The sequence below is a fragment of the Rhizobacter sp. P2_H3 genome (assembly GCF_056403355.1).
Window position 1 is genome coordinate 1 of the sequence record NZ_JBFUFQ010000251.1, and the last position, 7,955, is coordinate 7,955.

The 7,955-nt window shown below is 67.3% G+C and carries 7 protein-coding genes; 3 read left to right on the forward strand and 4 right to left on the reverse strand.

The annotated features are described in order from the left end of the window. From AC1D1T_RS27635 to AC1D1T_RS27645, 3 genes are all read left to right on the forward strand, one after another. Positions 1–292, forward strand: a 292-nt coding sequence (locus tag AC1D1T_RS27635) for a sugar phosphate nucleotidyltransferase (RefSeq protein ID WP_477992878.1), incomplete at its 5' end; no start/stop codon positions are given. Continuing rightward, complete coding sequence (rfbC, locus tag AC1D1T_RS27640) at positions 292–840, forward strand: dTDP-4-dehydrorhamnose 3,5-epimerase (RefSeq protein ID WP_477839563.1); 549 nt, start codon at positions 292–294, stop codon at positions 838–840. The genes AC1D1T_RS27635 and rfbC, both read left to right, overlap by 1 nt. 8 nt (positions 841–848) lie before the next feature. Continuing rightward, complete coding sequence (locus tag AC1D1T_RS27645) at positions 849–1,940, forward strand: nucleotidyltransferase family protein (RefSeq protein ID WP_477992881.1); 1,092 nt, start codon at positions 849–851, stop codon at positions 1,938–1,940. 734 nt (positions 1,941–2,674) lie between these two features. Here AC1D1T_RS27645 and AC1D1T_RS27650 read toward each other — a convergent pair. The 4 genes from AC1D1T_RS27650 to AC1D1T_RS27665 all read right to left on the reverse strand — a co-directional run. Then, complete coding sequence (locus AC1D1T_RS27650) at positions 2,675–3,169, reverse strand: PEP-CTERM sorting domain-containing protein (RefSeq protein ID WP_465111070.1); 495 nt, start codon at positions 3,167–3,169, stop codon at positions 2,675–2,677. 377 nt (positions 3,170–3,546) lie between these two features. Beyond that, positions 3,547–4,764 carry a porin family protein gene (locus AC1D1T_RS27655; RefSeq protein ID WP_477992879.1) on the reverse strand — a complete coding sequence of 406 codons (1,218 nt, stop codon included), beginning with the start codon at positions 4,762–4,764 and terminating at the stop codon, positions 3,547–3,549. Positions 4,765–4,874: 110 nt separating this feature from the next. Further along, positions 4,875–6,269, reverse strand: coding sequence for an undecaprenyl-phosphate glucose phosphotransferase (locus tag AC1D1T_RS27660; protein ID WP_477828071.1), 1,395 nt, complete (start codon positions 6,267–6,269; stop codon positions 4,875–4,877). A 177-nt stretch (positions 6,270–6,446) separates the two neighbouring features. Continuing rightward, positions 6,447–7,955: GGDEF domain-containing protein (locus AC1D1T_RS27665; protein WP_477992880.1), on the reverse strand; the 1,509-nt coding region annotated here is incomplete at its 5' end.

The window sequence follows — 7,955 nt, forward strand, 5'->3', positions numbered from 1 at the left end:
GGAGATCACCGACCTGAACCGGCTGTACCTCGAGGCCGGCACGCTCGAAGTGCAGATCTTCGGCCGCGGCGACGCGTGGCTCGACACCGGCACGCACGATTCGCTGCTGGAGGCGAGCGCCTTCATCCAGACGCTCGAGAAGCGGCAAGGCCTGAAGGCCTGCTGCCCCGAGGAGATCTGCTGGCGCAAGGGCTGGATCACGTCGGCGCAGCTCGAAGCGCTGGCCAAGCCCTTGGCCAAGAGCGGCTACGGCCAGTACCTGCTGCAACTGATGCACGACAAGGTGTTCTGATGAAGGTCATCAAGACAGAGATTGCCGACGTGCTGGCGTTCGAGCCGAAGGTGTTCGGCGATGCGCGCGGCTTCTTCATGGAGAGCTACAACGGCCGCGTCTTCGCCGAGGCGGTCGGGCGCGAGACCGTCTTCGTGCAGGACAACCATTCGCGCTCGGCGCGCGGGGTGCTGCGCGGGCTGCACTTCCAGTACGCGCCGCATGCGCAAGGCAAGCTGGTGCGGGTGACGAGCGGCGCGGTGTTCGATGTCGCGGTCGACATCCGCCGCGCGAGCCCGACCTTCGGCCGCTGGGTGGGCATGGAGCTGAGCGCCGAGAACAACCGGCAGCTGTGGATCCCGCCCGGCCTGGCGCACGGCTTCCTGGTGCTGAGCGAGACGGCCGACTTCCTCTACAAGACGACCGACTACTACGCGCCGAAGGAAGAGGGCTGCGTGCGCTGGGACGATCCCGAGCTCGGGATCGCCTGGCCCGACGTCGGTGGCGCGCCGCAGCTGTCGGCCAAGGACGCGGCGGCGTTGCCGCTGCGGGAAGCGAGGCTCGAATGACGAAGGCGATGATCCTCGCGGCCGGCCAGGGCACGCGCGTGCGTCCGCTGACGCGCGACCTGCCGAAGCCGATGGTGCCGATCCTCGGCAAGCCGGTGATGGAGTACCTGATCGAGCACCTGGCGCGCTATGGCGTGCGGCAGATCATGGTCAACGTCGCGTTCAACCACCGCAAGATCGAGAGCCATTTCGGCGACGGCCACCGTTGGGGTGTCGAGATCGGCTATTCGTACGAAGGCGCGCGCGAGCACGGCGAGATCGTGCCGAAGCCGATGGGTTCGGCCGGCGGCATGAAGAAGATCCAGGATTTCTCCGGCTTCTTCGACGAGACGACCATCGTGCTGTGCGGCGATGCACTGATCGACCTGGACTTCGGCGCGGCGCTGTTCGAGCACCGCAGCAAGGGGGCGTTGGCGAGCGTGGTGACGCTGGACGTGCCGCGCAGCGAGGTGCAGAACTACGGCATCGTGAAGTGCGACAAGGACGGCCATGTCGAGTCGTTCCAGGAGAAGCCGAAGCCGGAGGAGGCGCACAGCACGCTGGCCTCGACGGGCATCTACATCTTCGAGCCGTCGGTGCTCGATCTCGTGCCGAGCGGCGCGGTGTTCGACATCGGCAGCCAGCTGTTCCCGCTGATGGTGGAGCGCCAGCTGCCGTTCTATGCGCAGAGCCGCTTCTTCAACTGGATCGACATCGGGCGCGTGAGCGACTACTGGAGCGTGCTGCAGCGGGTGCTGCGCGGCGAGGTGGCGCAGATGGACATGCCGGGGCGCGAGGTGCGGCCGGGCGTGTGGGTGGGGCTGAACACGCGGGTGCCGTGGGACGAGGTGACGATCAACGGGCCGGTGTACATCGGCTCGGGCGTGGAGATCGAGCCGGGCGTGACGATCCAGGGGCCGACGTGGATCGGCACGGGCAGCCACCTGCGGCGCAACTCGAAGGTGGTGCACAGCGTGCTGTTCGAGTACACGCGGATCGGTGAGGGGCAGACGTTCACGGACATGATCGTGGCGCCTTTGTACTGCGYGGATCGCAAGGGCAAGACGTTCTACCAGGGCGACGAGGAATGCACGCTGCGTTGGTCTGACGCACGGGCTTGAGTCTTCTGGTTCTGCGCGGCGCGGCGCGTCGCGGCGCGGCGGGTGAGGGGATGGGCTGGGGGCTCAGCCTCGGCGGTCGGCCCTGGCGGGCCGACTCCACGAAGAAGCTCGGCTTCGGGGGTGCATCGCCAAACTCCCTCCGCTCACTGCGTTCGCTGTGGTCAAACAGTGGCGATGAGCATGTCTACGAAGCGCGCTGGCGCGCGCCACCCCCGAAACCAAGCTTCTTCGTCACCTCAGAAGTCGCCCCCAACCCATCCCCTCACCCGCCGCGCCGCTAAGCACCACCAGCTCTTGTTGGGGGGAAAAGATTGAAGTGACCGACGAGCRTGCKRGCGYYMGCATGCYTYGTCCMTCWKWTGTTCGCTTGTCACCGCCGMAGKASCRGRGCGGTGGCACAAAGGCGCGGGTGGGGAGGCTGTGGCGCGCCAATAAGGAGGGGGCGCCGGAGCTGGCTGGTTTCATRGCCCGCGTGCGCAGCACGCTTCGTGMACTGACTGTCGCCCACTGTTTGACCACAACGAACGAAGTGAGTKGCGGGAGTTTGGGCGACGGGCCATGAAAYCAGYCAGCGCAGGGGAGTCAGCGCCCCGCCAGGGGCGATGACCGCACCCGACGGCGCGCCACAGCCTCCCCACCCGCGCCTTTCCGCGCAGCAACCGCACGAGAACGAAAAAGGCCTCGCAGTTTGCGCTGCGAGGCCTTTCGTCAGAGCCTCAACTGAGGCCCGAACCTTACTCTTGCGGACGACGGCGACGCGACACGAACACGATCGCGCCCAGGCCGGCCAGCAGCATCGCGTACGTCGCCGGTTCCGGAACGGCCGTGACGGTGATGTTCTGCAGCGCCAGGCTGAACTTCTGCGGGTACACGCCCAGCAGCGCGAAGATCAGGAAGCTGTCGCCGCCTGCCTTCGTCACGAACGAGTACGTGTTCCAACCGGTCGTCTTCGTCGAGTCGGACAGCTGGTCGAACGTGCCCGGGCCCTTCTGGCTGTCGAACAGGAACGCGAAGTCCAGCGTGCGGTCCAGCGGACCACCCGTCTTCTCCGCTTCATATTGGAAGCTCACGTTGTACAGCCCCGGTGCGAGGTTGTCGAACACCTCGTAGCAGAAGCTCTGACCCAGCTTGCTCTTCAGCGGATCGTCGCAGCTCTCGCTGCTGGCGAACGCCGACCCGGTCGCGAAGGTCATCGCGGTCAGGGCCAGTGAAACTAGAAACTTCTTCATGGATACCTCCTGGTGATTAGGTGCTTTCCCGTATGCAAGACACACGCCACTTTCAGATCCCATCCCCAGTTCAAGGGGGGTCGATCGAGGCGCACAGGGCAAGAGGCAGCCGGCATGCCCAGCCGGCTTCACTTCGAACCGCTCTTTGCCCCTCAAAAGCGGCCGAATTTGCCGCAGCAACTACCTTTCGGCAGCCCAAGCTTGCCGATTTCCGCCCTGTATCGCTTCGTTACTGCTTGCAAGTGGCTGCAAACTGCCTTCAAGTCGACACATCAGCATGGTCCATGCCTGGGCGAATTTCCCTGGCGTGGTGCAATGCAGCATGAATTCAGGGCGCCGCGGCACATCGCGTCACGCCATCCGACAAGGCGTCGGACTCAGCGCAGGCTGACCTGCCCGGAACAGCTCCCGGTGGTCGCGCTGTAGGGGTAGGTGATCGTCAGGTTGTCGCCGACGATCTGACGGCGTTCGTGGCCCACGTTGCACGCGAACTGCAGGCTGCGCAGCGGCTGCCACGCGATGCCGAGGCCGTAGGTGGTGGTGTTGTCCTCGCCCTCGGCCGGCGCGGTCACGCCATTGGCGATGAAGGCGTTGTCCAGCTTGCGCCGGGTGTAGCCGCCCTGTGCGGTGAGCTGGATCTTCGCGGTCGCGTCCCAGCGCGCCTTCAATTGCAGGCTGTGGCTGACCCGCGTGTCGCTCGAATCGATCTCGTTGAGCGCCGTGCCGAAGGTGCTGCTGCCCACGCTGCTGTCGCGCGAGAGCTGCGTGTCGAAGTTCAGCTTGCCGGTGGCCTGCCAGTTCCAGCCGAGCGCGCCGGTCCAGGTGTTCGTGTCGCGCTGCGATTGCACCGAATGGTTCTCGCGCGTCACGCTGACACGCGCATTCAGCGTGCTCAAGCCATTCGGCTTCGCGAGCAGGCTGAGGTCGACGTCGTTGCGGCGGAACACGTCCGGCTCGACGCCGAAGTTCGGGAAGCGCCCCTCGGTGTGCCGGCCGCCGAGCCGCACGCTCAGCGCATCGGAGTCGGCCCAGCGCACGCCGGCGTTCACCGTCTGCTGGCGCACGTCGCGGTTGCTGAACTCGTCAGCCGAATAGCGGCTCTGGTTGCCGGCCCAGCCGCCCTCCAGCGTCCACGCGGTGACGACGCCCACGCGCACCTGCAGCCCGGCACCGGTCGTGCGCAGCTGGTTTTTGCCGGTGTAGCGGTTCTGGCTGTCGAGGTCATAGCGGTACAGGCTGCTGCGCTGCTCGGCCGTCAGTTCGCCCGACACGCGCTCGATGGTCKACCAGTCGAGCCGCGCCGACAGCCGGTGGTCGGTGTTGTTCAGCTGCGTGTTGTTCTTGTAGCGGTTGATGTTGGCTTCGAGCCCGGCCGTGAAACGCTGCCGGCCGAACGGCTGGTCGATCGCGGCACGCAGCCCGGTCGACGACACCGCATCGCGCGCCGCCGGCTCGCCATCGGGCGCGCGGAACAGGTTGTTGTCGGCCGAGATGGCCTGGCTGATGCCGAACACGTACGGATCGGATTCATCGCCCGCATGGGCAACGCCGGCAAGACCGGTCAGCACGAGGACGGCAACGGAAGAACGACGCATAGGTACACCAAATACAAAAGAACGATCAAGCAACGCCCGCGGAACCGGCTTCGCCGGGCCGCCGGGTGGCGCCCCTCGGGGGCAGGAGCGAAGCGACTGGGGGGCCCACATCAATATGCGTTGCGGTCGAAGAGGACGAGCCGCACGGTGCGCACGATGATCATCAGGTCCAACCCGATCGACCAGTTGCGCAGGTACTCCAGGTCGTACTCGACGCGCGCGGCCATCTTGTCCAGCGTGTCGGTCTCGCCGCGAAAGCCGTTCACCTGCGCCCAGCCGGTGATGCCCGGGCGCACCTTGTGCCGCACCATGTAGGCCTGGATCATCTTGCGGTACTGCTCGTTGTGCGCCACCGCATGCGGGCGCGGCCCGACGATGCTCATGCGCCCCTGCAGCACATTGATCAGCTGCGGCAGTTCGTCGAGCGAGGTCTTGCGGATGAACGCGCCGAACGGCGTGATGCGCGCATCGCCGCGCGTGGCCTGCTTCACCACCGCGCCGTTGTCCTGCGTCGTCATCGAGCGGAACTTGTAGACCTCGATCTCCTCGCCATCCAGCCCGTTGCGCTTCTGGCGGAAGATCACCGGCCCGGGCGAACTCAGCTTCACGCCGATCGCCAGCGCCGCCATCACCGGCGAGATCAGCAGCAGGATCAGCGACGCCAGCACGATGTCGCTGAATCGCTTGACCAGGTCGTTGGTGCCGGTGAACGGCGACTCCAGCAGGCTCACCACCGGCACGCCGGCCATGTCCTGCAGGCGCCCCTGGATCACGCTGACGCCGAACACGTCGGGCGCGTAGTACACCGAGGCGGTCGTGTCCTGCAGCGAGGCCAGCAGGTTCACGATGCGCGGCTGCGACGTCAGCGGCAGCGTGATGTAGACATCGCGCACACCGTGGCGGCGCACCCACTCGGCCAGGTCCTCGAAGCGGCCCTTCACATGCTCGCGCGCATCGGGGTGCAGGCGATCCGGCGAACGGTCCTCGAAGAAGCCGACGAAGTCCTGCCCGAACGAACTGCGCGCCTTCAGCGACTCCAGCACCTTGGCCCCGAGCGGCCCGGCCCCCACCACCACCGCGGGTCGGCGGTATTCCGGCCGCAGCGCCAAGCGCCGCAGCGCCTCCTTGCCCCCGCGCACCGCGATCCATTGCACGACCGGCGTCAGCCCGGCCCACCAGGCCAGCACCCGCCACTCGAAGAACTTCAGGCTGTCGGTCGCATAACCGCACAGCACCAGGATGCCCAGCAAGGCAATCCACGCGCTGAGGATGTCGATGGCCGCGTTCAGGCTGCGGTCCTTGAAGCGGTTCACGCCGGGGAAGCTCAACACCAGCACGAGCATGCACAGCGTCAGTGCCGGCCGCTCGACCGGCTCGTCGAACACGCTGCTGACGGCGAGATAGCACAGCACCGTCAGCAACGGCTCCATCACCGCGGCGATGAAGGAGGTGACGGAGGGCGGTGCTCCGAGGAACAACTGCCTATGGCTGCGTTCTTCGAACATGGGGGAGGTCCGTTGGAAATTTCACGAACCTCCCACGCACGAGGCGTGCCAACTTGCCCGCGCGCTGTAACTGAATTTCTCTCGCCGCGCCAGAGGGTGAATACGGGCGACCTTCCTGTCAGAAAGCCCGGTTCCGGTCACCGTTGGACACAGGTGACCGGTAGATTCGACAAGCTTTTATCCGACACACGTCCGGTTCTTACCGGTTCGCTTCGCCTCGTAGAGCGCTTCGTCGGCGCGTTCGAGCGCGGCCTCGATGGCCTCGCCCTGCCGGTACAGCGTGACGCCGGCCGAGAAGGTGACGAACACCTGGCGCTGCTCGTGCATGAAGAGCCCGCCGGACAGCGAACGCTGCAGGCGCGTCAGGATCTGCTCGCCCTCCTGCACCGGGGTGTCGGGCAGCAGCACGACGAACTCCTCGCCGCCGTAGCGCGCCACCAGGTCGGTCGGGCGCAGCGCCTTGCTGACCACCTCGGCCAGCGACTTCAGCGCGATGTCGCCGGCCGCATGGCCCAGCTCGTCGTTCAGGCGCTTGAAGTTGTCGACGTCCAGCAGGCCGATCGACAGCTCGGTCTGGCCGCGCTCCATGCGTGCCTTCTCGGCGTCGAACGCCTGCATCAGGCCGCGGCGGTTGGCGATCTGCGTGAGCTGGTCGGTCGACACCTCTTCCGACAGCCGCCGCAGCTCGCCTTCGAGCTCGGCCACGCGCTCGGACAGGCCGACCGCCTTCGCATGCTCCGACTCGAGCCGGCCCTGCGCCTGGCTGACCAGCGACTGCACGGTGCGGCTCTCCTCGACCATCTCGCGCACGACGCCGGCCAGGCTCTCGAGCGAATCGGCCTTCTCGATGGTGTCGGCATAGCGGCCGACGCTCTCGTGGAAGCGGCCGGTGTGCTGGCCCAGCTCGCCCAGCTCGCTGAGCATGCGGTTGATCAGCAGCTTCAGCGCGTCGCGGGCGCGCGCCCGGTCCTCGCGCAGCTGGTGCTGGCGCTGGCGGGTGTGGCCCAGCAGCTCGCTGACCGAGCGCACGCTGCGCGCGGTCAGGCCGCCGTCGATCTGCAGCTTCATCGCGTCGACCTGGCCGCGCGCCCAGCTGTCGTCCTCGGCCAGCTCGGCCAGGCTCGCGGTGAGCTCCTGGCACAGCCCGCTCAACTGGTCGACGAAGTGATGGCGGTGCGCCAGCATGCGGCGCGCGCGCTCGCACAGCGCGTCGAACTCGTCGGCCTGCAACGCCGTCGGGCCCGGTTCTTCGAGCTGCGCGAGCAGTTCGGCCAGCTGGCGCGACAGCTCGGCGCTCGGGGCCGGCGGCGGCGGCAGCGCGAGTTGCACGGTGCCGCTCAGGCCGTCGGCGACGCGTTGCCACAGCGGGAAGGCCACATCGGCCGGCACGGGCTCGGCAACGGGTGCGGACGATGGCGCGGCCGGCGGCAGCGCATCGAGCGGCGCCGGGTGCGTGAGGCTGTCGTCGGCATCGACCATGTCGTCGACCGTGTCGCTCTCCCAGCTGCCCATCAGCTGTCCCAGCCGCTGCTGCAGCCGCTGCACGTCGCTGCGGCTGCTCGACAGCACCCGCTGCAGGCTGTCCTTCTTGCGCGCCGCGGTCCAGTTGCGCCCGCCGCGCTCGACGCCACGGGTGATGCGCTCGATCAGGCCGGCGAGCGCCGCGGCCTGGGCGGCGCTGTCGAC